Below are 24,026 nucleotides of genomic sequence, written 5' to 3' on the forward strand. Positions count from 1 at the left end.
GTGGATTCCATTCAGGTTTGCACAAAGTGTATACACTTCTGCACACATCATGAGCGCCGCCCCCACGCCAGACAGCAGCACGGACCGCATCGCCGCCTCCATCACCGAGGCCATCGTCGAGCGCCGCCTGATGCCCGGCACCAAGCTGGCCGAGCAGAAGCTGGCCGATGTCTTCCAGGTCTCGCGCACCCTGGTGCGCCAGGCGCTCAACCAGCTCAGCCGCGACCGCCTCGTCACCCTCACGCCGGCGCGCGGCGCCTATGTGGCCGAACCCAGCGTGGAAGAGGCGCGCCAGGTCTTCGAGGTGCGCCAGATGCTGGAGACGCAGATGCTGGCCAGCCTCTGCAAAAGCATCACACCGGCGCAGATCAAGCAGCTGCGCGCCCACCTGAAGCAGGAGCGTGCCGCGGTGGCGCGCACCGATGTGAGCGGGCGCACGCGCCTGCTGGCCGACTTCCACGTGCTGCTGGCGCGCCTGCAGGGCAACGAGGTGCTGGCCCAGCTGCTCAACGAGCTGCTCTCGCGCTGCTCGCTGATCGCGCTGATGTACCAGAGCGCCCATTCGGCGGCCGAGTCGCAGGCCGAGCACGAGGCCATCGTCGACGCGCTGGAGGCCGGCGATCAGCGCGCCCTGCTCAAGCTGATGCAGGCCCATCTGGGCCATGTTGAATCCAATCTGCGGCTCAGGCCGCGCCTGCGGGACGACCTGAAAGCGCTACTCAAGCCATGAACACCCCTCGCTACCCCAGAGACCTGATCGGCTACGGCGAACACCCGCCGCATGCGCAATGGCCCGGCCAGGCACGCATTGCGCTGCAGTTCGTGCTGAATTACGAGGAGGGCGGCGAGAACTCGGTGCTGCATGGCGATGCCGGCAGTGAGCAGTTCCTCTCCGAGCTGTTCAACCCGACGGCCTACCCCGAGCGGCACCTGAGCATGGAGAGCATCTACGAATACGGTTCGCGCGTGGGCGTGTGGCGGCTGCTGCGCGAGTTCGAGAAGCGCGCCCTGCCGCTCACGGTGTTTGGCGTGGCGATGGCGCTGCAGCGCCACCCCGAGCTGACCCGGGCCCTGGTGGAGCTGAACCACGAGATCGCCTGCCATGGCTGGCGCTGGATCCACTACCAGTCCATGCACGAGGACCAGGAGCGCCAGCATATGGAGACGGGCATGGACATCATGCAGCGCCTCACCGGCGAGCGCCCCTTGGGTTGGTACACCGGCCGCGACAGCCCCAACACGCGCCGCCTGGTGGCCGACTACGGCGGCTTCGAGTACGACAGCGACTACTACGGCGACGACCTGCCCTTCTGGCTGCAGGTGCGCAAGAGCGATGGCGCGCTGGCCCCGCATCTGGTGGTGCCCTACACGCTGGACTGCAACGACATGCGCTTTGCCCTGCCCCAGGGCTTCAGCCATGGCGACGAGTTCTACGAGTACCTGCGCGACAGCTTCGATGTGCTCTATGCCGAGGGTGATGAGGCCCCCAAGATGATGAGCATAGGCATGCACTGCCGGCTGCTCGGCCGGCCCGGCCGGATGCGCGCGCTGCAACGCTTTCTGGACCATGTCGAGAAGCACGAGCGCGTCTGGGTGTGCCGGCGCGTGGACATCGCGCGCCACTGGCGCGCCACCCATCCCTTCGACGCAAGCAAGGCCTTCGTATGGGAATGAGCATCGAACAACTCAACGCGGCGGACCCAGCCGGCTTCGTCGCCCTGCTGGACGGCGTCTACGAGCACTCGCCCTGGATCGCCGCGCGCGCGGCGGCGCAGCAACCCTTCAGCAGCCTGGCCCAGCTCAAACATGCGCTCGCCACGGTGGTGCGCAGCGCCACGCGCGAGGAGCAGCTGGGCCTGATACGCGCCCACCCCGAACTCGCGGGCAAGGCCATGGTCAGCAAGACGCTCACCAAGGAGTCCCGCAACGAGCAGAGCAAGGCCGGCCTGACGGACTGCTCGGCCGCCGAGTTCGAGCGCCTGCAGCAGCTCAACCGCGACTACAACGCGCGCTTCGGCTGGCCCTTCATCCTGGCGGTGCGCGGCCCGCGCGGCCTGGGTCTCACGCGCGGCGAGATCATCGAGACCTTTGCGCGCCGCCTGCAGGGCCACCCGGACTTCGAGCTGGCGGAATGCCTGCGCAACATCCACCGCATCGCCGAGATCCGGCTCAACGACAAGTTCGGCCTCGCGCCCAGCCTGGGCAATCTGGTGTGGGACTGGGCCGAGCAGCTGGCCGTGCATTCCGACCCCGGCTACAAGGAGCAGGGCCAGCTCACCGTCACCTACCTCACGCCGGCGCACCAGACCGTGGCACAGCGCCTGATGGGCTGGATGCGGCAGGACTGCGGCTTCGACGAGGTCCACATCGACGCGGTGGGCAATGTGGTGGCCCTCTATCACGGCAGTGACGCGAGCGCGCCGCGCCTGCTCACCGGCAGCCATTACGACACCGTGCGCAATGCCGGCAAGTACGACGGCCGGCTGGGCATCCTGGTGCCGATGGCCTGCGTGCGCGAGCTGCACCGCGCCGGCCGCCGCCTGCCTTTTGGCCTGGAGCTGGTGGCCTTTGCCGAGGAGGAAGGCCAGCGCTACAACGCCACCTTCCTGGGCTCGGGCGCGCTGGTGGGCCGCTTCGATCCGGCCTGGCTGGCGCAGCAGGATGCCGAGGGCATCACGATGCAGGACGCCATGCGGGCCGCCGGCCTGCCCGGCAGCCTCGACGCGATCCAGGCCCTCAGGCGCGACCCGGCGCGCTACCGCGCATTCGTGGAGGTGCACATCGAGCAGGGGCCGGTGCTGAATGCGCTGGACCTGCCGCTGGGCATCGTCAGCTCCATCAACGGCAGCCTGCGCTATCTGTGCGAGGTCAGCGGCATGGCCAGCCATGCCGGCACCACGCCGATGGACAGCCGCCGCGATGCCGCCGCTGCGGTGGCCGAGCTGATCCTCTACGTGGAGCAGCGCGCCGCTTCCGCTGCGCCCGATGTGGTGGGCACGGTGGGCATGCTCACGGTGCCCGGCGGCTCCATCAATGTGGTGCCGGGGCGCTGCCAGTTCAGCCTGGATCTGCGCGCCACCACCAACGCCGCGCGCGATGCGCTGGGCCGCGATGTGCTGGCCAGGCTGGACGAGATCTGCGAGCGCCGCGGCCTGCAGTGCAGCGTCACGCCCACGCTGGCCGCCGATGCCGCGCCCAGCGACCCGGCCTGGCAGCAGCGCTGGGAGGCCGCCGTGCAGGCGCTGGGCCTGCCCCTGCATCGCATGCCCTCGGGCGCCGGCCACGACGCGATGAAGCTGCACGAGGCCGTGCCGCAGGCCATGCTCTTCATGCGCGGCGCCAACGCCGGCATCAGCCACAACCCCCTGGAAGCCATCAGCAACGACGACACCGAGCTGTGCGTGCGGGCCTTCATGAACCTTCTGGAAGCACTCCGATGAACTCCTCCTACGCAGCGCTGGATGCCTGGATCGACGCCCATTTCTACGCCGAGACGCGCTTTCTCCAGGCCCTGGTGCAGGTGCCCACCGACACCCCGCCGGGCAACAACGCACCGCATGCCGAGCGCACCGCCGAGCTGCTGGAGGCCATGGGCCTGGCCACCGAGAAGCATGTGGTGCCCGCCGATGCGGTCAGGGCCCAGGGCATGGCCTCGATCACCAACCTGATCGTGCGCCGAAAGTTCCAGGCGGGCGGCCCGGTGATCGCGCTCAACGCCCATGGCGACGTGGTGCCGCCCGGCGAGGGCTGGAGTCACGACCCCTATGGCGGCGAGGTGGACCATGGCCGGCTCTACGGCCGCGCCGCCGCCGTCAGCAAGAGCGACTTCGCCACCTACACCTTCGCGCTGCGCGCGCTCGAATCGCTGGGCGTGCCGCTGAAGGGCGGCGTCGAGTTGCACTTCACCTACGACGAGGAATTCGGCGGCGAGCTGGGCCCCGGCTGGCTGCTGCAGCAGGGCCTCACCAAGCCCGATCTGCTGCTCGCAGCCGGCTTCAGCTACCAGGTGGTGACGGCGCACAACGGCTGCCTGCAGATGGAGGTCACGGTGCATGGCCGCATGGCCCATGCCGCCATCCCGCACACCGGCGTGGACGCGCTGCAGGGCGCGGTGGCGATCCTGAATGCGCTGTACGCGCAGAACCAGCTGTACCGGCAAGTGAGCAGCCAGGTGGCCGGCATCACCCACCCCTATCTGAACGTGGGCCGCATCGAGGGCGGCACCAATACCAATGTGGTGCCCGGCAAGGTCAGCTTCAAATTCGACCGGCGCATGATCCCCGAGGAGCAGCCGGAAGCCGTCGAGGCGGCGCTGCGCGAGGTGATCGCGCAGGCCGCCGCCGCCCTGCCCGGCATCACGGTCGAGATCAAGCGCCTGCTGCTGGCGCGCGCCCTCACCCCCCTGCCCGGCAACGCGGCCCTGGTGGCGGCGCTGCAAAAGCATGGCGAGGCGCTGTTCGGCGAGCCCATCCCGAGTTCGGGCACGCCGCTCTACACCGATGTGCGGCTCTATGGCGAGCAGGGCATCCCGGCCGCCATCTACGGCGCCGGCCCGCGCACCGTGCTGGAAAGCAATGCCAAGCGGGCCGACGAGCACCTCGTGCTGGAAGACCTGCGCCGCGCCACCCAGGTGGTGGCACGCACCCTGCTGGATTTGTTGCACGCTTGAGCAAAGGCAAGGCGCGGCCGCGCAAGCGCGCCGCAAGGCGCTAAGCTGAGCCAGCCATGTCCATCCATCCGGCTCCGCTGTCAGCGCTGGCGCATGCCCTGCGCGCGGCCGCCTGCCTGCTGGCCTGCCTGGGCGCGAGCCTGCCGGCGGCGGCGCGCGAATGCGAGCGCGTGCTGATCACGGCCGATCCGGCCTATCCGCCCCTGCATTGGTACGACGGCCAGACCCTGCGCGGCGCCAGCATCGACCTCACCGTGGAGGTGCTGCAGCGCCTCAAGCTGCCCTATGAGGTGCGCTATCTGGGCCCGCTGAACCGCGTCATGCGCGCCGCCCAGGCCGGCGAGGTCGACATGGTGGTGACGCTCAAGGACACCCCCGAGCGGCGCGAGTTCCTCAGCTATCCGGCCACGCCCGCGTTCGTGAATCCGATTGCGGTGTTCGTGCACCGGGCGCGCAGCTTCAGCTACCACGGGCCCGAGGACCTGCGCGGCCGGGCCGGTGGCATGGCGGCGGGCAACCGCATGGCCGGCGCGGAGGGCCAGCGCCTGATGGACGAACTCAAGATCGAGCAGGCGCTGGACGCCTCCGCCAATTTCCGCAAGCTGCAGCTGGGCCGCATCGACTATTTCATCACCGGGCTCTACACCGGCCTGGCGACGCTGTCGACCCGCCCCGACGGCGCCGACTTCATGGCGCTGCGCCCCTATCTGCAGGAGTCCTTCAACTACACCCCCTTTGTGAAGGCCAGCCCCTGCGCCGTGCATCTGCTCGATTTCGACCGCGAGCTGCGCCTGCTGCTGCGCACCGGCGCCGCCGAGCGCATCCTGAGCAGCAACCTCGAGGCCTGGCGCAGCAAGCCGGTCGTGATGACGGCGCCAACGCATTGAAGCCGAAGCCGCCGCGCGGCCCCCATCGTCTATGACCTTGGTCAAGCGGCCGCGCGCCGGGGCCTCGCTAGAATCGCGCCGTGCCCCCTCGCCGCTCCCACCGCCCCGCATCGCTGCTGTCACGCTGGCTGGTCGTCCTGACCTTCTGGCTGGCGGCCTGCGTGCCCGCGGTATCGCTGGCACTGGCGGCCGAGCGCGGCGATCTGCCGCCCTGGACGCAGCTGTGCCGCGCCAGCCTGGTGGGCCCGCGCGCCCAGCCCGCGGCCGCCGCCATCCAGCCGGATGCGCAAACCGGCACCCATGGCCTGTTCGCCGGCTGCGCCTGGTGCGGCCTGCATGTGCAGGACCTGAGCCTGCCGCCGCCGCCCGCGCCGGCCCTGACCCTGCGCCAGGATCTGCGCGGGGCCCTGCCCGCCTTGGGCCTGGGCATGGCCATGCGGCCGGCTCCCTGGCCCAGTGCGCCGGCGCGTGCGCCACCGCAAGGCGTCTGAGATCCGTTCGCGCGGGCGTCCATGCCCGCAAGCTCCGCTCGGGCGCGCCCGCCTCCGAGTGCTCAGTCCCCTCTCGCTTGCCAGGAGCCTCCGCTCATGAAATCCATCTTCAAAATTTCGCTCGCCATCGCCAGCCTGGCCCTCGCCGGCCATGCGCTCGCTCAGGTTGACGTCAGCCAGGCCTGGGTGCGCGCCACCGTGGCCCAGCAAAAGGCCACCGGCGCCTTTCTCCAGCTCAAGGCCAAGCGCGACAGCCGCCTGGTCGAGGCGCACAGCAAGGCCGCCGGCGTGGTCGAGGTGCACGAGATGGTGATGGACGGCAGCACCATGAAGATGCGCGCCGTGCCGGCGCTGGAGCTGCCGGCCGGCCAGCTGGTGGAGCTCAAGCCGGGCGGCCTGCACGTCATGCTGATGGACCTGAAGCAGCCCATCAAGGCCGGCGACAAGCTGGTGCTGACCCTGGTGTTCGAGGACAAGGCCAGCAAGCAGCGCGAGAGCGTCGAGGTGCAGGCCGAGGCGCGCCAGCTGGGCATGCCCGCGCACTGAAAAAGTAAGCCCATGCTGCTGCGCCGCCCCGGGTTGACGAGCCGCTGGCTGGTCAATCTGTGCCTGCTGTTCGCGATGCTGGCCCCGGCCGCCTCGCAGGCGCTGGCCTGGGCGCGCGGCGATGCGCTGGCCTGGAGCCAGGTCTGCCGCAGCAGCGTGGTGGCGCCGCGCGCCGAGAAGCGCGACCCTGCCGGCGCGCGCGAACAGGACCCCACCCATGGGCTGCTGGCGCATTGCCCGTTCTGCGGCCTGCAGGCGCAAGACCTGGCACCACCACCCGCGGCCGCGCTGCCGGCGCTGCAACTGCTGCCGCTGCACTTCGAGATGCCGGCACGCTTCTACAGCGCGCCAAGAACCCCCTTCACCTGGCGCCCGGCGCAATCGCGCGCGCCTCCGTCTCTGCTGGCCTGATTCACCAGCAATCCCTGGCAAGTTGCCAGGGCCCACATCCGCTCGGCCGATAGGTCGACGCACATTCGAATCGCCATGAAGTTTCCCTCCATGCCCAGGCTCTTGTGCCTGGCAATCACGGCCGCCCTGTCCACCGCCCAGGCCTGCGAAGACTGCGGCGATGACGCCGTGGAAATTGCCGCCACGCCCTCCGCCTCCCCCGCCGCCAAGCTCGGCATCGTGATGATCGTCGGCCAGGCGCCCAGCTCGCTGCCGACCCACATCCCCACCACCATGGAGGGCATCACGGCCGAGGAAATCGCGCGCAGCATCAACGCCACCGATGCGCAGGACGCCCTCAAGTACCTGCCCAGCCTGCTGGTGCGCAAGCGCTATATCGGCGACTACAACCACGCCGTGCTCTCCACCCGCGCCTCGGGCACCGGCAACAGCGCGCGCTCGCTGGTGTTTGCCGACGGCATCCAGCTCTCCAACCTGCTCGGCAACGGCGCCAGCTTCACGCCGCGCTGGGGGCTGGTGACGCCGGAGGAGATCGCGCGCGTGGACGTGCTCTACGGTCCCTTCTCGGCCGCCTATGCAGGCAACTCGGTGGGCGCAGTGGTGGACTACCAGACGCGCAGCCCCAAGGCCTTCGAGGCCCATGCCAAGCTCGGCCTGTTCCACCAGCCCTTCAAGCTCTACGGCAGCGACGCCACCTACGGTGGCCAGCATGCCAGCGCCTCGCTGGGCGACCGCGCCGGCGCCTTCTCCTGGTGGATCAATGTGAACCGCCTCGACAGCGATGGCCAGCCGCTCACCTTCATCACCAAGCCGCTCTCCAGCAGCGCACCGGCCGCCGGCGCCCCGCCACTGAGCGGCAGCATCCTGAACGCCGACAAGAGCAACACGCCCTGGCTGCTGCTGGGCGCCGGCACCCAGATGCACACGGTGCAGCAGCACGCCAAGCTCAAGCTCGCCTACGCGCTGAGCCCGAGCCTGCGCGCCAGCTACACCCTGGCTTGGTGGGGCAATGAGACGCGCAACCAGAGCCTCAGCTATCTGCGCGACGCCGCCGGCATGCCCTTCTATGCCGCGGCCGCCAACAGCGGCACGGCCAAGGCCACGCCCGTCAGCCTCGATGGCAAGGGCTACAGCCTGGGTGCGAACGATTTCGGCCAGTCGCGCGACGCGCTGCAGCACCTGATGCAGGGCCTCTCGATCAAGAGCCACGGCGGCGGCGCGTTCGACTTCGAGCTGGCCGCCAGCGCCTACCAGTACGACCGCGACGAGTCGCGCGCGCCGCTGCTGGCGCGCCCCGGCGCCGATGCAGGCGGCAGCGGCCGCCTCACCGACCAGGGCGGCACCGGCTGGTCCACGCTGGCGGCCAAGGGCGTGCTGCGCCCCGGCGCCGGGCATGTGCTGGACTTCGGCCTGCAGCAGGACAGCTACCGCTGGCGCCAGCGCGTCAGCGAGCTGGCCGACTGGCTCGGCGGCGCACCCACGGCGCTGTTCACCGCCTTCAGCGGCCGCACCGAGCTGCGCAGCGCCTACGCCCAGGATGCCTGGAAGCTGAGCCCGGCGCTGCAGGCCGTGCTGGGCCTGCGCGCCGAGGAATGGCGCGCCAGCGAGGGCAGCAAGACGGCAGCGCCGGCCTCGGACGGCAAGACCCTGGGCTTCGCCACGCGCGTGGCGCGCGCGCTCTCGCCCAAGGCCGCGCTGGGCGTCGAGATCAACGCCGACTGGACCGCCAAGCTCTCCACCGGCCGGGCCGTGCGCTTCCCCACCGCGGGCGAGCTCTACCAGGGCGGCGTGAGCGCCGGCGGCGCCTATGTGCCCAACGACCCCGTCACCAACCCGGATCTGAAACCCGAGCGGGGCTGGACCAGCGAGCTCAGCCTGGGCTGGTCGGACGGCACGCGGCAGCAGCTGCGCGGCACGCTGTTCCATGAGGACACGCGCGACGCGCTGTACGCGCAGGCCGCTGTGATCGAGGGCAGGTCGGTCAGCAGCACGCAGAACATCGGCCGCATGCGCACGCTGGGCATGGAGCTGTCCTACCAGGGCAGTGATCTGTTCACGCGAGGCCTGGAGCTGGCCGCCAGCCTGACCTACGCGGACTCCAAGATCCTCGCCAACGAGGGCTTCGTCGCGCAGCCGGGCGACACCATCGGCCGGCAGCAGCCGCGCGTGCCGAAGTGGCGCGCCACCGCGCTGCTGAGCTACGCGCTGACGCCGGCGCTCTCGGCCGCCTACGGCCTGCGCTACTCGGGCCGCCAGTACGGCACGCTCAACAACAGCGACCCCAACGGCTTTGCCTACCAGGGCTTCTCCAAGTTCTTCACCACCGACCTGCGCATGCAGTGGCAGATCAACAGGCAGTGGACCCTGGCCGGCGGCATCGACAACCTCAACAACTACCAGTACTGGAACTTCCACCCCTATCCGCAGCGGACCTTCCATGCGGAACTGAGCTTCAGCCTTTGAACGGAGCAAGCACCATGCGAATCAAACCCATCCTGTTCAGCGCCCTGCTGCTGAGCGCCGCCGCCCAGGCCCATGTCACGCTGGAGCAGCCCGAGGCCCCGGCCGGCAGCCCCTACAAGGCGGTGCTGCGCATCGGCCATGGCTGCGAGGGCTCGGCCACCACGCGCGTGAGCGTGATCCTGCCGCCCGGCTTCCGCGGCGCCAAACCCATCCCCAAGCCGGGCTGGACGCTGGCGCTGCGCCGCGAAAAGCTCGCCACGCCCTACGAGAGCCATGGGCGCAGCGTCACCGAGGAGCTGGCCGAGGTGAGCTGGACCGCCAGCAGCGAGGAGTCCTATCTGCAGGACGACTGGTACGACGAGTTCGCGCTGCGCGGCAGCCTGCCGGCCACGCCCGGCACGCTCTGGTTCAAGGTCAAGCAGACCTGCGTGAAGGGCGAATGGGACTGGAGCGAGGTACCGGCCAGCGGCAGTAGCACCAAAGGCCTCAAGGCCCCGGCGGTGCGGCTGGAGCTGCGTCCGACGGCGCCCTAGCGGGCGCGCCCAGCCAGCGCTCGAGCAGCTGCGCCGCCGGCATCGGCCGGCCGAAATGGTAGCCCTGCACGGTGTCGCAGCCGGCCTGGCGCAGGAACTCGGCCTGGTGCGGCTGCTCCACGCCCTCGGCCACCGTGTGCAGGCCCAGCGCGCGGGCCAGCGCGATGACGGCGTGCACGATCGCCTCGCCGCCGCTGTCTTCGCCGATGTCGCGCACAAAGGACTGGTCGATCTTGAGCCGGTGCAGCGGCAGCCGGCGCAGATAGGCCAGGCTCGAATGGCCGGTGCCGAAATCGTCGATCGCGAACTCGACCCCCAGGCTCAGCAGCTCCTGCAGATGCCGCTGCGCCTGCTCGGGCTGGCGCATGATCAGCGACTCGGTGACCTCCAGCTCCAGGCGCGCGCCGGCCAGGCCGCTGTGTGCCAGCGCCTGCGCCACCCGCGCCATGTGCTGCGGGTCCTCGATCTGCTGCACCGAGAGGTTGACGGCGATGCGCGGCACGCGCAGGCCCTGGGCCTCCCAGGCCACCATCTGCGCGCAGGCCTGCTGCAGCACCCAGTCGCCGATCTCGCTGATCAGGCCCACCTCTTCGGCCAGCGCGATGAACTGCGCCGGCGACACCAGGCCCAGCTGCGGGTGCTGCCAGCGCACCAGTGCCTCCACGCCGGCCAGGGCGCCGCTGCGCAGATCGATCTGGGGCTGGAAATGCAGCCGCAGTTCGCCGCGCCCGGCGGCGCCGCGCAGCGCCGTTTCCATCATCAGGCGTTCCAGCACCCCCGCGGCCAGGCCGGGCTCGAAGAACTGGTAGGCATTGCGCCCCTTGGTCTTGGCCTCGTACATGGCGCGTTCGGCATGCCGCACCAGGGTGTCGGCGTCGCTGGCGTCCTCGGGGAACAGGCTGATGCCCAGACTCAGCGTCACCACCAGGGCATGGCCACCGATATGGAAGGCGCGCTCGAAATCGAGCAGCAGGCGCTGCGCGCAGGCCAGGCAGCCATGCACGCTGGCATCGTCGTCCAGCACCAGGCCGAACTCGTCGCCGCCCAGGCGCGCCAGCAGCGTGGTGGGCGGCAGCAGCGCGCGCAGGCGCTGGCTGGCGGAGCGCAGCAGCTCGTCGCCGAGCGGATGGCCGAGCGTGTCGTTGACGTTCTTGAAGCGGTCGAGGTCGACGAAGATCATCGCCAGCACCCGGCCGTCGCGGCGGGCACGCTCGATCGCCTGCTGCAGCCCCTCGCGGAACACGGTGCGGTTGGGCAGGCTGGTGAGGGCGTCGTGGCCGCTCAGGTAGTCCAGCTGCTGCTGCGCCTCGCGCATCAGGCTGAGGTCGTTCAGCACGCTCACATAGTTGGTGACCTCGCCGCGCTCGTTCTTCACCACGCTCAGCGTGACCCAGGCCGGGAAGATCTCGCCGCTCTTGCGCCGGTTCCAGATCTCGCCATGCCAGCGCCCGGTGTGGAGCAGGCTGGTCCAGAGCTCGCGGTAGAAGCCGGGCGACTGGCGGCCCGACTGCATCAGGCGTGGATTGCGGCCCAGCACCTCGGCCTCGGCGTAGCCGGAGATCTGGGTGAAGGCGGGGTTCACCGCGACGATGCGGGCCTGCGCATCGGTCAGCATGATGGCCTCGCTGGTGCTCTCGAACACGCTCGCGGCCTGGCGCAGCTTTTCCTCGGCGGCGCGCCGGCTGCTGATGTCCTGGATCACCGTCACGATGCCGGGCGCGGGCACGCCCTCGGCGCCCATGCTGGCCACCGTCAGCGACAGCCAGATCGTCGTGCCATCGGCGCGCACAAAGCGCGCCTCGGTTTCGAACTCGTGGATCTGCCCCTCCCGCAGGGCTTCCAGTTGCGGCTGCAGGCGCGCCAGGTCCTGCGGGTCGGCCAGCTCGCGCCAGGCCTTGCCGCACAGGTCCGCCTGGCTCCAGCCCAGGATCTGCGCGCAGCGCTGGTTGACGCGCTCCACCCGCCCCTGCGCGTCGGTCTGCGCCACGCCCACGGCGGCGAGCTCGAACAGCGCGCGAAAACGCTGCTCGCTCTCGGCCAGCGCCGCACCGGCGGCCAGGCTCTCGGTCTCGCGGCGCTCCAGCGCGCCCAGCATGCTGTCGAAGCCCTCGCCCAGGCGGCCCAGCTCGTTATGGCGCTGCGCGCCGAGGCGGAAGCCGCGCTGGCCCAGGCTGACCTGGTCGAGTGCATCCACCAGGCGCTGCAGGCCGCGCGTCAGCCCATCGGCGATCAGCACCGCCACCACGCCGCCCAGCAGCAGGGCCAGCAGCAGCATCCACAGGGCCTGGGTGCGCGCCTGCTCGACGCCGCGCTGCACCGCCTCGTTGCCCATGCCCACGCGCGCCCAGCCAAGCTGGCGCGCGCCCGCCATCACCGGCGCCGCCATGTCGGTGAAGGTCTCGCTGGCCGCCACGATCTGCACCCGCGCCGGCTGCGCCAGCAAGGCCCGGCTGGCGGCGTCGCTCATGAAGCGGCCGGTATGGCCGGCCTGGCTGTGCGCCATCACGCGCCCCTGCAGCGACACCAGCATGGCATAGCGCACCTCGGAGGCCTGGGCCACCGAGGCAATCACCTCCTGCATGCCCGCCAGGTCGTCCGCCATCACCCAGGGCGCGGCGCTGACCGCCAGCGCGCCGGCCAGGTCGCGCGCCTGGGCCAGATGCTGCGCGCGCAGCAGCTCGCTCTGCGTGCGCAGCTGCTGCCAGGCCAGCAGGCTCACGCACAGCGCCAGGCTGGCCGCCATGCCCAGCATCAGCTGCATGCGGATGGAGATGCCACGCCACCAGGCCAGCAGCGGCCGCAACAGTCGCATCATCCCTGCACCCCGCGCACCGAGCGCTCGAATTCGTCCATGAACTGGCGCACCGGCCGATAGGTCGCCTCGTCGGCGCCCTCGAACAGCGTCAACGGGATGCGCGCCAGCAAGACCTGACCCTCGGCGTGACGATGCAGCTCCAGCAGCAGCTGGCGCAGCCGCGCCACCAGCACGGGCGGCACGTCGTCGCGCGCCACCAGGGCGTTGTTGGGCAGGGTGTCGGTCTGCCAGGCCTGCACCAGCCGGGCGGCCTCGTCGGGATGCTCGCGCTGGAAGGCGCGCCAGGGCAGCGGCCAGGTCGACGCCGCCGCGGTGTTGCCCAGCACGGTGTTCATGATGGCCGACTCCTGCGAGCCGACGTAACGCTGCTCATAGGCGGCCAACGGCAGGCCGTGGCGGTGCAGGAAGTACTGCGGCATCATGGTCGCCGCCAGCGCGCTGCGCGCCGGGAAACTGATGGCGCGGCCACGCAGATCGGCAATCGCGTGCACCGGCCCGTCGCGCCGCAGCAGCAGGATGCCGCGGAAGGACTCGTCGTCGCCCATCTTGGCGAACACGCGATAGCCATGCCGGCTGGCCAGCAGGGTCTGGTAGGGATTGGGCAGGGCGAAGGCGAAGCGCCGCTGCTGCAGCTGGCGCTCGAACTCCTCGTAGTTGCGCGAGGCCTGCAGCTTGAGCCTGGCCTCGGGCAGCTGGCGATTGAGCCAGTCCACCAGCGGCCCGTAGACCTCGAACAGCTTGGCCGGGTTGTGCAGGGGATGGACCGCGAACAGCAGCTCGCCCTTGGCCCCCGCCGGCGCATCGGCATAGCTGGGCTGGTAGTCGCCGGCCGGCGCGGGATCGCGGCCGCAGGCCGCCAGGCTCGTCAGGCCGGCCAGGCAGGCGCGCCTCGTCCACATCCGCAAAATCACGCCCCTCTGGTCAGGATCGGTCGAAATAGCGGGAAAAACAGACCATCAAGATTGCCTCGATAGTGGTGCCTTCTTCGGCGCAATACCCCGCTTGCCCTTGGCCGATGATAGCCTCATGCGCTTTCGCAACAGCCGCCCCGCCCCCGTCCGCGTGCCGTATCACCGGCCCGCTCCACGTCGCGGTCTGGCGTCTGTGCCGGCCATGCCACTGATTTCATAGCGCCCGGGCCGCGTGCCGCCCGGCGGCTCGCTCTTGCCTGCGCATTTGCGCTCGCCTCCACACCGCAGCCCCACAGGCTTTTGCCATGTCCACGGGCGGTGTCTTATTCAGCGCATTTGGGCGGACCCCTCACCGGGTCCGCCCTTCTTTCTTTTGCTTGGCCAGCGCTCAGCGCAGCAGCTTGGCCGCCGACAACTCGCCGACCTTGTTGCCCAGCGCGCGGCCGACCTCGCCCGAGTTGCGGTAATGCACGCCGTCATAGACGCGCGCATTGATGACCTCCTGCATGAAGGCGTCGATGCTGGTCCATGAGCGCGTCACGCCGGGCAGGGTCGGGCTGGTGGTGGACAGGCGCGGCGTCGGCCCGTTGCCGATCTCGGCCTTCAGCACCGCCCCCAGCGAGCCGGCGATGGTGCAATGCGCGCAGGGGTACTCGGGGTGCATGGGCGTGTCGATCAGGGGCAGCCAGCCGGCATCGCGCTCGGTGGCGTCGTTGCCGTCCCGGTCGCCGTTGCGGATCGCCGTGAAGGGGCGCCAGAAGTGGTAGTGGTACTTGGCGTCGAAGACGGCGTCGATGGCGTCCACCATGGCCTGCCCGCTGGCAGCCAGCAGGCGCGCGTTCTGCGTCGGCTCGCGCCCGGGCTGGTTCGCCACCGAGCGGGCGATCGGGTAGTAGATGGTCGGCGTCGTCGCGGCCCAGAAGCGGGCGATCTCGGTCTGCTCGGCATCGCGCTGGCTGCCGGTGCGCGCACCGAAGGCCTTGACCTCGTTGTAGTCGCGCGCCCAGACCGCGCTCTTCAGATCGGGGGGCGGCCCGGGGCGGAACTGATCGGGCCGCTCGAGCAGCCAGCATTTCCCGGGCGGCAGGTCGGCCATGACCGGCAGCACCGTCGGCACATACTGGCCGGGGCCGGTGACGGGGCGGTAGAACACCGGCGACGCGCCCGTGGGGGCCCGCAGCGCCAGGATGCCGGCCACGGCCTTCTCACCCAGCGCGATGCCGTCCGCCTTGGCGGGCCCGTCCGGGATCGCGGCCAGCGCCGCCTGGTAGGCCGCCTCGATGGCCGCGGTCTGCGTCGTCGCCATGCGGTTCAGCACGACGCGGTTGGCCGCGGCCACGGCGGCGTCGATCGAGGCCCCGGCCGGCGCCTCCAGCTTCAGGTAGCCGGCCTGCGGAAAACGCCGCGTGATGGCATTCACGGATTCGAACACCGCCGCCTGGATCAGCACCATCGGCGCCTGGCCCCAGGGCCCGGCCTGGTGGGCCACGGTGATCTCGCTGGCCCTCTGGTTCCAGTCCGTCACCACATCGGCTCGCGCGCCCGCAGCCAGCAGGACGGGCATGGCAACAACACTCAGACGCAGCAAGGTGTTCATGGTCGCTCCCGGTTTACGAAGGAGCTTCGATCATGGAACCCTGGCGGCGTCGCGACAAAACCCTGCTTGTCCCTTCTTCTGCCGCCCGCCGCCTAGGCCGCGCACAGCAGGCTCTCCAGCGCCTGCTCGCGCACGCCGTAAAAGCGCTTGATCTCGGCGATCTGGTCCAGCAGCTCCTGGCGCCGCGCCGCCGGCAGCGGCACGGCGCGCTTGACCGCCAGAATCATCTTGTTCTTGCTGGTGTGCTCCAGCGAGATGAACTCGAACACCTGGGTGTCGTAACCCTCGGCCTCGAGCAGCAGCGCGCGCAGGCCGTCGGTCACCATCTCGGCCTCCTGGCCCATGTGGATGCCATGCTGCAGCAACGGCCGCAACAGCGCGGGCGACTTCAGCTGCGGGCGCAGCTGCTTGTGGCAGCAGGGCGAGCACATGATGATGGCGGCGCCGGCGCGCAGGCCCAGGTGGATGGCGTAATCGGTGGCGATGTCGCAGGCATGCAGGGCGATCATCACGTCGAGCCGCGCCGGCGTGTAGCTGCGCACATCGCCCTGGTCGAAGCGCAGGCCCGCGAGGCCATGGCGGGCCGCGGCCGCGCCGCACAGCTTCACCATGTCGTCGCGCAGCTCGACACCGGTAACCTGGGCGTCCTTGCCCAGGCCGCGCAGATAGTCGTAGGTGGCGAAGGTCAGATAGCCCTTGCCCGAGCCGAAATCGGCCACATGCACGTCCGGGCTGTCCGCCAGGCGCGAGGCCTTCAGCGCGGCCGCGAACACCTCGATGAATTTGTTGATCTGCTTCCACTTGCGCGACATCGCCGGCACCAGCTGCAAATCGCCCTTGACCGAATGGGTGAGGCCGAGATCGGCCCAGAACGGGCGCTGCAGATCCAGGTAGCGCTGCTTGTCGCGGTTGTGTTCGTCGGTGCCGGCCTCGGCAGCACTGGCATCGGCCGCTGCGCTGAGCTTGCCGACCCGCAAGCTGGCCTTGCCCTTGCGGCTGAAGCTCAGCTGCACGTCCTCGCCCTGGGTCAGCAGATGGGCATGCAGGAACTGCCGGCCCAGCAGCCCATGCAGCAACGCCAGGCCCTCGTCGAAGCCGTGGTTCTTGGTGACGTCCTTGGTGCGATGGCGCCACACCATCGAGAGCTGGCGCTCGCCGCGCAGCTGCACCTCGCGCACCAGCAGGCGCTCCAGATCGGCATCGCCGCCCTGCGGCTTGCCCAGCATCAGCTTGCCGAAACTGCCGGTCTGCAGGGACAGGGCCAGCAGATGCATGAAGCGCTGGAGGGCATCCGGGGCGGCAGGGGCTTCGCTGCGCAGGAGTTGCTGGAAAAAGGAAGGGGACACGGGCGGTGCTGGTGCTAGGGCGGGTCCCGATTGTCCGCCATCGCGCACAGGCGCTGCCCGGGCTCGCGCGCCCAGCGCTCCAGCCCGGCCCACAGGCGCTGCAGATGGTCGCCCCCCGGCGACTGCAGGCCATGATCGCCCTCGGGCACCGGCCAGTCGCAGAAGGACTCGGGACGGCGCACAGCGGCCAGCGCCGCAAAGCGCTGGTAGGCCAGCGGCGGCACCAGCGCGTCGTGGCCGCCCCAGGCACGCAACAGGTCTGCGTCGCCGGCCAGCAGGGGTTCGGCCACGCGCCAGGCCAGCAGGTCGCGCCAGTAGCCGAGGCTGCGGCCATCGCGCAGCGTGGCGTCAGCGAGCGGCCCTTGTGCGGCGGCGCGCAGGCTGGCCCAGGCGCGCACCTCGCCCAGGCGCCGAGCCTGCAGCTCGGCCGCCTCGGCCGGGTCCAGGCCCGAGCCGCCAATCATCACCAGTCCGCGCAGCCCGGGAATCTCGGGCGCCAGCTCGGGCAGCAACTCGGCCCCCTCGGAGACGCCGATCAGCAGCACCGGCAGGCCTGCGGGGCCAGACTCGGACTGGGGCCGGCGCACCCAGGCCTGCAGGGCCGCGCGCGCGTCGGCGAGCCAGGTGCTCAGGCGATCGGTCCGCACGAAATCGGCGGGGCAATCCTCCGCAGCGTGGCGCTCCCAGGGCTGCACGCCGGGCTTGTGCAGCAGCAGCAGCTCGGCATGGCCAAGGCCACGGAACATCGGCTCGGCCACCGCCGCCCAGCCACTGCAGCCCGAGCCGGGCAGCACCAGCACCTGGTAGCGCGCCGGCGCCAGCAGGGCCGGCCGGTGCCAGGCCAGCAAGACCTGAGCCGCACGCGCCGTCGGCAATTCCAGCGGCGTGAATAAAGCAGAAGGCCCGGCCCCCCAGCCGGGCGTGCCCAGCAGCAGGAGCCAGGCCATGCAAGCCCGGCGCAATGCGCGCGCAACGATCACTTCAGGATCACGGTGCCCTCGTTGGAGGCCGGCGGCGGCATCGCATTGCCGCTGCGGCGCGGCGTGTTGCCGCTCTCGGGCAGGCCCGGCAGGCCCAACTGGTCGGCCATCTGCTCGTAGACGTTCTCGGCCAAGCTCTTGGAGGTCTCGCGTATCACCTTGCCGCGGTTGGGCGGTTGCACGTCGCCGCGGTTGGAGAGCAGCTTGGTGTCGTTGCCGGCGCCCTGGGCCGAGAACGAGGCCTTGATCTCGTAGGTCTTGGTGCTGATGAGCGAGAAGTCGGCCACCAGGTCCAGGCTGAACTGGTAGGAGGCGCTGGTGGTGCCCTGCAGGGGCGAGAGCGAATCGCGGAACTCCAGGCTGGTGAGGGTGCCGAACAGCACATAGTCGGCGCCGTTGAACTCACCCTTCTTGATGCGCGCGATCACGTCCTTGACCTCGGGCTGGCGCACCGGCTTGGCCATCTTGCCGGTCTGGATCTGGTTGAGCGCCTGTTCGGCCTTGGTAGGCTGCGGGTCACCGGCATCGAAGCGCTTGCCCTGCACCAGGCGGAACTGGCCGCCCTTGAGCATGGCGCCGCGAATGTCGTTGCTGAAGGAGCCCAGCTCCCGCTGCTCCATATAGCTGTAGGTGCCCGAGACATAGGTGCCCGAGCTCTGCTGGGTGGCGACGATGCCATGCTGGTTGGCCGTGACGCCACCGCTGCTCTTGACGGTGCCGGCTTCGAAGTACTGGGCCACCGCCTGGGTGTAGGCAAGGTCGGTGACGGCCACCTTGGGCGGCTGGCCCTGCTGGGCCTGGGCCACGCCGGCCAGAGCGGCCAGCGCGGCCAGGCAGGCGCCGGTGATGATGTTGCGACGGTTCATATGCTCTTCTCCCTGCTCAGCGCTTGCTGGTCTTGCGGATGTCTTTTTCTTCCTGCCATTCGATCGTGCCTTCCTGCACATCGAACATCTTCAGCGTGAACTTGTAGTACACGTCCTTGGTCTGCGAATTCTGCTTCACGATGGAAGTCAGCTCGCCTTCCAGGCTGTACTTGGCGGCCGTCATCTGGCCCACCTTGGCGGTGGTGTTCTGCTTGTAGAGGCCGCTCTGGTTCTGGCGCTGCAACTCGTCCACACCCTGCTGCATCTCGTTGATCGAGCGGGTGAAGCGCACCTTGCCCGACTTGACCAGGGCGGTCTGGATCGAGTTCATCACATTGGTGGTGTCGATGTATTCGCTGGTCTTGTTCTTCACCGTCGAGATGGTCACCGTGGGGCGGCCCTGGAAGATGCCGGTCTCGAGCAGGCTGCCCACCATCTTCTCGGCAATCATCTGCAGGTCGGTGGAGCCGAACTCGTTGGTGACCAGTTCCACCGCCTTGGAGTCGCCATAGTTCACCTGGCGCTGGAAGCGCACCACCGGTGAGGAAACATGGGTCTCGCAGCCGGCGAGGACGGCGCTCGCCATCAGGGCGGCGAGCGTGAGGGTCGTACGGATCGTGAGCTTGGTCTTCATGTTCTTGTCCTTCCTTGTTCTGTCTGTGCGCGCCGGGCGCTCACTTGCTTTCCACGCTCATCTCGAGCTTGAGGTCCACGGCCGAGGGATGCTGGGCCACGCCCTTGAGGGTGACGGTCTGCAGGCCCAGCACGGTGGTCTGCTTCCAGCCCTCGCCATCGCCCACTTGATTGCCCACCGAGTCGAGCCAGCGGAAGCGGTGGAACACCACGCGGTCCTTGTTCTCGACGTTCTGCAGATCGGCCTGCACCACCAGGGTGTCGTTCTTGCGCTGAATGCGCATCTCGGCCACCTTGATGCCCTTGGGCGACCCGCGCAGGTCCAGCTTGGCGGCGATGGCGGGCGAGGTTTCGTCGGCCTTCTGGGCCTGGGCGCCGGTGCCGAGCAGCAGGCCCAGGGCGAACAGGGCGGCGCTGACGGGTTTGATTGCCTTGCGTTGCATCTTCTTGATCCTCACTTCAGTTCTTCGTCGGCGTGGCGGTGGCGGCTGCCGCGGGCTTGGCGGCGGCCGGCTTGGCAACGGGCTTGGCGGCCGGCTTGGCCGCGGGCTTGACGGGTTCGCTCACCACCGCAGCGGTGGCGGCGGGTGCGGCGGCCGGCGGCGCGGCGGCCATCAGGCGGCCGAACTGCGACACGTCGCCGACCAGGAATTGCTCCTCGTAGACGCGCAGCGGCACCACGGCGTACTGGCCCGCCACCTTCACCGGTGCATCCAGTGCGCGGCCATTGATGCTCACCTGATGCTCACCGGGCGGCAGATAGCCGCGGGCCAGATAGACGCGACCGGGCAACATGCGCCAGATGCGGTCGTCGGCCTGCTCGGTCACCGCCGAGGCGGCGATGCCCACCAGCGCGCCGAACATGCCGGCACGCTTTTCCAGCTCGTTCTGCACCACTGCCTTGGCGACCGCGCGGGTCACGCCACGCAGCACCATGCCGGGCATTTCGTCCTTCAGCGCCCGGCGTGCCATCACGTTCACGTCCACCACGCGCTCGAGCTTGAAGTCACGGCCGCCGGCCTGCAGATTGCTCAGCATCGCGTCCTTGGACGGGTCGATCACCGGGTAGGAAATGCTCACCGTGCGGAGCGAACCGCCCACCGGCACCGGGATGGTGAAGCCCTTGGGCTTGCGCGCCGGTGCATTGCCGGCCTCCACCACGAACAGCACGTCGGTCATCTGCTGGCGGCGCTTGTGGGTGAAGCTGGTGCGGTCGTCCAGGCCGCGCAGGCCTTCTTCCAGCAGCGGCGTCTCGGGGCGCAGCTCGATGGCCTTGCGATAGCCCGGTGCTGCCAGGCCCGGCTCATTGGTCACCTCGTAGATGAAGCCGGCCAGGTAATGGCTCAGCGCATTCTGGTAGCCGTTCTTGAGTTGCAGCACCTCGGGGTCGTTGAGCGTCTCGACCGGATAGCCGTTGAGCTCCTTGCCCTTGGAATCCACGCCCTTGGACTTGGCTTCCTCCTCGGCCGCCGCGGTGTCCTTGGCGCGCAGCTCGGCAATCACCGCCTCGCGCTCGTGGGTGCGCTTGACGTCGACGCGCGCCTTCTCCAGGTCACCCTCGGAGAGGCGGTTCAGCGCCAGGCGCGTGGTCAGCCAGACCTTTTCATAGTCCTGGCCTTCGTAGACCTTGAGGCGCTCGCTGATCAGCGCCGCACCGGCCATGCCCAGCAGCTTGCTGGGGTTGGTCTTGGCGGTCTCTTCCCATTGCTGCACCTTCTGGTCGGCCAGCAGGAAGGCCTCGGTGCTGTCGGCATAGCGCTTGTTCAGGCGCAGCAGCTCGCCGCGCTCCATATTGAACAGCAGCTCGGCCTTGGCGTCGGCCGAAGTGGCGGAGGCCTCATGCTGGGCCAGCGCCGCCGCCACGCCGCCGGTACGGGCGGTGGCCTGCACGGCCGAGGCATGCTTGTCGTGGCTCTGCATGGACGCGCAGCCGCCCAGCAGCAACAACGCGCCGGACAGGCTCAGGGCACCCCATGAGCGCAAGATCTTGTGATTATTCAAATTACTCTCCCAGCTCGATCGGAGAGAGCAAGGCCGATCCGCTTGCACGGACCCATCCCGGCGCGCCCTGCATCCTCTCGTGAGCATTGCATTGAACATGCCGCCAATGCAGCGGCGCCGTTGTCCAAGCACCCCGGCCTTGCGCGGCCGGAACGCGTCAAACGGCGGAAAATGTAGCACGCTGTTACTTTTCGTATATCCCATGAAGGGGGTAGAAATTGGGGAGAAAGTCACAGGGCAAGACCTGACACTCAAGCAGGGTTTTCGGCAGGCACGCACATCGCCCGGCGGTCGGATCATTGGGCTCATGCATCTGCCCGCATTCCCATCCATCGCGCCCCCGGCCGTTGCCGGCCTGCTGCTTTGTTGCGCCCTGCTGGGGGGCTGCGCCGGCGGGCGCATGGCGCCGCCCGAGCGCAGCACCAACAGCCTGGGCATGCACTTCGTCACCATCCCGGCGGGCGAGTTCATGATGGGCAGCGACGAGCGCCCGGACACCCTGGCCCAGGCCTACCCGCAATACCCGCGCGAGCGCTTCCTGCTGCTGGCGGACGAGGCGCCGGTGCATAGGGTGCGCATCACACGCGCCTTCCAGATGGGCCAGCACGAGGTCACGGTGGGCCAGTTCCGCCGCTTTCTGCTCGCCTCCGGCTATGTGCCCGACGCAGAGCGCGACGGCACCGGGGGCTATGGCTACAACCCCAGCTACGACCCCGCCAGCAGCGCGCGCGGCGATGCCTTCGAGGGGCGGCAGCGGCGCTACTCCTGGCGCAACCCCGGCTTCACGCAGAGCGAAGAGCATCCGGTGGTGAACGTGACCTGGCACGACGCCCAGGCGCTGGCGGCCTGGCTCAGCCAGACCGAGGGCCGGCGCTACCGCCTGCCCACCGAGGCCGAATGGGAGTACGCCTGCCGCGCCGGCAGCCGCACCCGCTATCACAGCGGCGATACGCCCGCGAGCCTGGCCCAGGTGGCGAATGTGTTCGACCAGGACAGCGCCCGCCTCTGGCCCCAATGGCGTGCCTTTGCGCTGCCGCAGCACGATGGTTTCTCCTTCACCGCGCCGGTGGGCAGCTTTGCGCCGAATGCCTGGGGCCTGCACGACATGCATGGCAACGCCTGGGAATGGGTGTCGGACTGGCATGGCGACGACTATTACGCCCACTCGCCGGTGGACGATCCGCAGGGCCCTGCCGAGGGCGGCGTGAAGGTGCGGCGCGGCGGCTCCTGGCACACCTGGAGCTTCTATGCCCGCGCGTCCTACCGCAACTGGAACGATCCGGACACGCGCTACACCCTGGTGGGCATGCGACTGGTGCGCGAGCTGCCCTGACAGGCTGACCCATTCAGACCTGACCCCAATCTGCCGATACCCCATCATCCGGATCTGACGGAATGACTTAGGGAGAGCATGGAGCGTTTGGTCGAACAGCTGGTGGCCTGGCACAACCGGCATCCATTGGCGTTGCGCATCACACCCGGCGATGTGCACACCCTGGGTGTCGTGGCCCTGCCCTTCATGCGCGGCAGCCGGCCAGCGGAGGCGAGCGAGCCGACGCTGACCGACGAGGTCAGCGAGGAGGAGGCACAGGCACGCGCGGCCGATGCGGCCAGCCGGGCGACCGCGGCCTTCGCTGCGCCGCAACCCTGGTGGAAGGCGCTGGACCCGCGCCAGCTGTTTGCCAGCCCGACCCGCGGCCTGCTGGGCGAACTGCCCTGGCCGGTCTTCAGCGAACGCTTCATCCCGGGCCTGCGGTCGGCCCAGGTGGCCCAGTTCGCGCTCGCCCATGGCTATACCGCCCAGCCCGGCGAGGCCGATTGGCCGCAGCGCATCGTCGCCATCGACGAAAGCCTGGTGGCCAGGGCCAGCCAGGGGGCCTGGCCGATGGAGCTCTACCTTGCCAGCGCCGGCATCGATGTCGGCGACGCCCGCACGCGCGTGCTGATCGGCCAGGGCGATGGCAGCGAATTGCTGATGCTGGGGCGGCGCTGCTTGGACAAGCGCCGTGTCGCCGCGCTGGGCCTGCTGCTGGCCGCCCTGCTGGCCCTGCCGGCCTGGCTGCTCTGGCCCTCGGCCGGGCCGCAGCAGGAGGCGCCACCAAGCGCCGCCTCCGCGCCCAGCCTGGCCGCCAGTGCCGCCAGTGCCGCCAGTGCCGCCAGTGCCATCAACGCCGGGAGCAGCGCGGCCAGCGCGCCCGCCAGCGCCGCAGCCGAGCCAGTGGCCGCGCCGGCCAGCCAGCCCAGCATACCGGCGGCCACGGCCGCTTCCGTGCCGGCATCGTCACCGGCATCGGCATCCATCCCGGCATCGGCGCCACCTCCGGCAGCCGTGGGCGTGACGGCAGCCGAGCTGCCGAACGAACTCGCGCCGGCCGGCACCATTCCCAGCATCAGGCCGAATATGGTGAGCACGCCGCGCACCCGCAAGGCGGCCGCCGAAGCAGCCAGCCAGGCCGCCAGCCAGGCGCCCAGACCGGCGATGGCGGCCGCGGCGAGCGCGCCCGCGCCCAAGCCGGCCCCGGCCAAGAAGCGGGAGCCCGCGCCCGCCGCCTCCGCGGCCGGCACGCTTTCGGGCGAAGCGCCCTCGGAGGCCGCCAAGACGGCCACCGCCCGGCTCGCTGCGCGCAGCCAGAGCGTGGTGGCCCTGGTGGGCCCCAGCCTGGCCAGCAAGAGCGACGCCGAGGCGATGCTGACGCGCATGCGCGCCATGGTTGCGCAGTCCGTGGGCGATCGCAGCCGCCTGCAGGCCGAGGTGATGCAGACGCCCGAGGGCTGGCGCGCCACCATCTGGCCCTTCGCCACCCGCGAGGAAGCCCAGCTGATCAATGCCACCTTGATCGCGAGGGGCATGAAGACCCGGGCTGTAGACTTCTAGCC

At 69.8% G+C, this 24,026-nt stretch carries 21 protein-coding genes; 12 read left to right on the forward strand and 9 right to left on the reverse strand.

Annotated features, from left to right (window positions below; all coding sequences use genetic code 11):
- Positions 1-49: 49 nt before the first annotated feature.
- The 10 genes from AC3WQY_RS14725 to AC3WQY_RS14770 all read left to right on the forward strand — a co-directional run bounded on the left by AC3WQY_RS14725 (position 50) and on the right by AC3WQY_RS14770 (position 10,000).
- On the forward strand, positions 50-730 hold the full coding sequence (locus AC3WQY_RS14725) for a GntR family transcriptional regulator (RefSeq protein WP_492709396.1): 681 nt from the start codon (positions 50-52) through the stop codon (positions 728-730).
- The gene (puuE, locus tag AC3WQY_RS14730; protein WP_492709398.1) at positions 727-1,674 is read left to right on the forward strand and encodes an allantoinase PuuE; all 948 of its coding nucleotides are present in this window, start codon (positions 727-729) and stop codon (positions 1,672-1,674) included. The genes AC3WQY_RS14725 and puuE overlap by 4 nt, the downstream gene beginning before the upstream one ends.
- The gene (gene uraD / locus AC3WQY_RS14735; RefSeq protein WP_285233315.1) at positions 1,665-3,440 is read left to right on the forward strand and encodes a 2-oxo-4-hydroxy-4-carboxy-5-ureidoimidazoline decarboxylase; all 1,776 of its coding nucleotides are present in this window, start codon (positions 1,665-1,667) and stop codon (positions 3,438-3,440) included. Before puuE ends, uraD begins: the two co-directional genes overlap by 10 nt.
- Complete coding sequence (locus AC3WQY_RS14740) at positions 3,437-4,669, forward strand: M20 family metallopeptidase (RefSeq protein ID WP_285233316.1); 1,233 nt, start codon at positions 3,437-3,439, stop codon at positions 4,667-4,669. The genes uraD and AC3WQY_RS14740 overlap by 4 nt, the downstream gene beginning before the upstream one ends.
- Before the next feature lie 56 nt (positions 4,670-4,725).
- On the forward strand, positions 4,726-5,556 hold the full coding sequence (locus tag AC3WQY_RS14745) for a substrate-binding periplasmic protein (RefSeq protein WP_492709401.1): 831 nt from the start codon (positions 4,726-4,728) through the stop codon (positions 5,554-5,556).
- Between the two features lie 80 nt (positions 5,557-5,636).
- Positions 5,637-6,047, forward strand: a complete 411-nt coding sequence (locus AC3WQY_RS14750) for a DUF2946 family protein (RefSeq protein ID WP_492709403.1) — start codon at positions 5,637-5,639, stop codon at positions 6,045-6,047.
- A gap of 96 nt (positions 6,048-6,143) precedes the next feature.
- A complete protein-coding gene (locus tag AC3WQY_RS14755; RefSeq protein WP_492709405.1) occupies positions 6,144-6,593 on the forward strand; it encodes a copper chaperone PCu(A)C in 450 nt (149 codons plus the stop codon).
- Between the two features lie 12 nt (positions 6,594-6,605).
- Positions 6,606-7,004, forward strand: a complete 399-nt coding sequence (locus AC3WQY_RS14760) for a DUF2946 domain-containing protein (RefSeq protein ID WP_285233320.1) — start codon at positions 6,606-6,608, stop codon at positions 7,002-7,004.
- Positions 7,005-7,079: 75 nt separating this feature from the next.
- Entirely contained in the window at positions 7,080-9,467 is a 2,388-nt protein-coding gene (locus AC3WQY_RS14765; RefSeq protein WP_492709407.1) for a TonB-dependent receptor, read from the forward strand.
- Between the two features lie 14 nt (positions 9,468-9,481).
- Positions 9,482-10,000 carry a YcnI family copper-binding membrane protein gene (locus AC3WQY_RS14770; protein ID WP_492709409.1) on the forward strand — a complete coding sequence of 173 codons (519 nt, stop codon included), beginning with the start codon at positions 9,482-9,484 and terminating at the stop codon, positions 9,998-10,000.
- On the opposite strand, the gene AC3WQY_RS14775 is transcribed toward AC3WQY_RS14770, so the two are convergent.
- From AC3WQY_RS14775 to AC3WQY_RS14815, 9 genes are all read right to left on the reverse strand, one after another.
- Positions 9,954-12,815: an EAL domain-containing protein gene (locus AC3WQY_RS14775; protein WP_492709411.1), complete on the reverse strand. Its 2,862-nt coding sequence runs from the start codon at positions 12,813-12,815 to the stop codon at positions 9,954-9,956. The two genes, AC3WQY_RS14770 and AC3WQY_RS14775, sit on opposite strands and share 47 nt — an antisense overlap.
- Entirely contained in the window at positions 12,812-13,714 is a 903-nt protein-coding gene (locus tag AC3WQY_RS14780) for a phosphate/phosphite/phosphonate ABC transporter substrate-binding protein (RefSeq protein ID WP_492709413.1), read from the reverse strand. The genes AC3WQY_RS14775 and AC3WQY_RS14780 overlap by 4 nt, the downstream gene beginning before the upstream one ends.
- Before the next feature lie 400 nt (positions 13,715-14,114).
- Entirely contained in the window at positions 14,115-15,323 is a 1,209-nt protein-coding gene (locus AC3WQY_RS14785) for a vanadium-dependent haloperoxidase (protein WP_492709415.1), read from the reverse strand.
- 92 nt (positions 15,324-15,415) lie between these two features.
- A complete protein-coding gene (locus AC3WQY_RS14790; RefSeq protein WP_285233326.1) occupies positions 15,416-16,669 on the reverse strand; it encodes a class I SAM-dependent methyltransferase in 1,254 nt (417 codons plus the stop codon).
- A gap of 14 nt (positions 16,670-16,683) precedes the next feature.
- Positions 16,684-17,616 (reverse strand): alpha/beta hydrolase, encoded by a 933-nt coding sequence (locus tag AC3WQY_RS14795; protein WP_492709417.1) that lies wholly within the window; start codon positions 17,614-17,616, stop codon positions 16,684-16,686.
- A gap of 29 nt (positions 17,617-17,645) precedes the next feature.
- Positions 17,646-18,515 (reverse strand): hypothetical protein, encoded by an 870-nt coding sequence (locus AC3WQY_RS14800; protein ID WP_285233328.1) that lies wholly within the window; start codon positions 18,513-18,515, stop codon positions 17,646-17,648.
- A 16-nt stretch (positions 18,516-18,531) separates the two neighbouring features.
- Positions 18,532-19,149 carry a penicillin-binding protein activator LpoB gene (gene lpoB, locus AC3WQY_RS14805; protein ID WP_492709419.1) on the reverse strand — a complete coding sequence of 206 codons (618 nt, stop codon included), beginning with the start codon at positions 19,147-19,149 and terminating at the stop codon, positions 18,532-18,534.
- A gap of 40 nt (positions 19,150-19,189) precedes the next feature.
- Entirely contained in the window at positions 19,190-19,591 is a 402-nt protein-coding gene (locus tag AC3WQY_RS14810) for a YcfL family putative periplasmic lipoprotein (RefSeq protein WP_285233330.1), read from the reverse strand.
- Positions 19,592-19,607: 16 nt separating this feature from the next.
- A complete protein-coding gene (locus tag AC3WQY_RS14815) occupies positions 19,608-21,149 on the reverse strand; it encodes a COG3014 family protein (RefSeq protein ID WP_492709421.1) in 1,542 nt (513 codons plus the stop codon).
- Between the two features lie 400 nt (positions 21,150-21,549).
- Between AC3WQY_RS14815 and AC3WQY_RS14820 the strand changes: the two genes are divergently transcribed.
- A complete protein-coding gene (locus AC3WQY_RS14820; RefSeq protein ID WP_492709474.1) occupies positions 21,550-22,482 on the forward strand; it encodes a formylglycine-generating enzyme family protein in 933 nt (310 codons plus the stop codon).
- Positions 22,483-22,560: 78 nt separating this feature from the next.
- Positions 22,561-24,024 carry a hypothetical protein gene (locus AC3WQY_RS14825; RefSeq protein ID WP_492709423.1) on the forward strand — a complete coding sequence of 488 codons (1,464 nt, stop codon included), beginning with the start codon at positions 22,561-22,563 and terminating at the stop codon, positions 24,022-24,024.
- Positions 24,025-24,026 lie beyond the last annotated feature (2 nt).

The sequence above is a fragment of the Roseateles sp. FW301-B2 genome, assembly GCF_058788955.1.